Source organism: Bacillus sp. SIMBA_005 (genome assembly GCF_046535585.1).
Lineage (GTDB): Bacteria > Bacillota > Bacilli > Bacillales > Bacillaceae > Bacillus > Bacillus pumilus.
The window spans coordinates 1-1,226 of the sequence record NZ_JAWRWI010000026.1; the positions used below are offsets into that span (position 1 = coordinate 1).

At 40.5% G+C, this 1,226-nt stretch carries 1 protein-coding gene; it reads left to right on the top strand.

Going from position 1 to position 1,226, the window contains the following annotated elements:
- Positions 1-95 precede the first annotated feature (95 nt).
- Positions 96-1,226, top strand: a protein-coding gene (locus tag SB660_RS18860) for an IS3 family transposase (RefSeq protein WP_410583733.1) whose coding sequence is annotated in 2 segments (ribosomal slippage) — positions 96-369 and positions 369-1,226 — 1,132 coding nt annotated over the 2 segments. Because the reading frame shifts where the segments join, the coding sequence is not laid out codon by codon here. This gene is flagged as partial in the annotation.

The following is a 1,226-nucleotide window of genomic DNA, read 5'->3' on the forward strand; positions in this document are numbered from 1 at the left end:
GGGACTGACCCCATAAGATGAGACAAATAAAAAACACCTTCAAGTTTGAAAACGGATCGTTGTGATCCGAAATAAAACAAGGAGGTGTTTTTTCTATGGGGACAAGAGTGAGTTATCCGGTTGAAGTCAAACAGAAGGCTGTAGAAATGAGATTGGCAGGCGTACCTATGAAAGAGATCATGCAAGAATTGAATATCAAGAATAAGACGCAGATTCAGACATGGGTGAGGTGGCATAAGGCTGGGGATACACACCGGTTCGAACAGCCTGTTGGAAAACAATATACCTATGGAAAAGGTCCCGAGTACTCTTCAGAATTAGAGAGACTGCGGGCAGAAAATCGCTATCTGAGTCAACAGAATGAAGTTTTAAAAAAGTACAACGAATTGGAAAGGAAGTTGATAAGGAAACGTCAATCAAACTGGTAGAAGAATTGTGCAAAAAGATGACAGTACAGGACATCTGTGTCCATTTAGGCGTCTCACGCGCTTCGTACTATAGATGGAAAAAGAATCTGACTCAGAATCATTCTAAAAGACAGCTAGAGAAACAAATCGGCACGTTGTGCCGAGAGAACAAGTATCGATATGGATACCGAAAAATCACAGCCATACTAAAAGTGAAAATGCGTATTAACCATAAAACTGTTCAACGTATCATGCAGAAAAACCAGTGGCAATGCCGGGTTAAAATGAAAAAGCGTAAGAATAATGGGCAACCCTATGCCGTGGCTGGTAATATACTCGATCGGAACTTTCAGTCTGATCGCCCTCTTGAAAAACTAGTAACGGACATCACGTATTTGCCTTATGGACAGAAACAATTGTACCTTTCCAGTATATTGGATTTATATAATGGAGAAGTGATTGCTTTTACGATTGGTGATAAGCAGGACACAGACTTTATCTTAAACACACTTGATCAGCTCCCAGCACTGCCTGAGAACTGCGTGTTACATAGCGATCAAGGTTCTGTGTATACATCTTACGAGTATCAGAAAGCTGTACGTATAAAAGGCATTACCATGAGCATGTCCCGTAAAGGGACGCCCGCTGATAATGCCTCCATCGAATCGTTTCATTCCTCACTAAAGTCTGAAACGTTCTATCTTAACAGCATTGATCGAACTACGACCACCATCGTAGAACGCACTGTCAAAGAATACATTTATTATTATAACAACATTCGTATTCAAACGAAACTAAACAACCAATCACCGATAAACT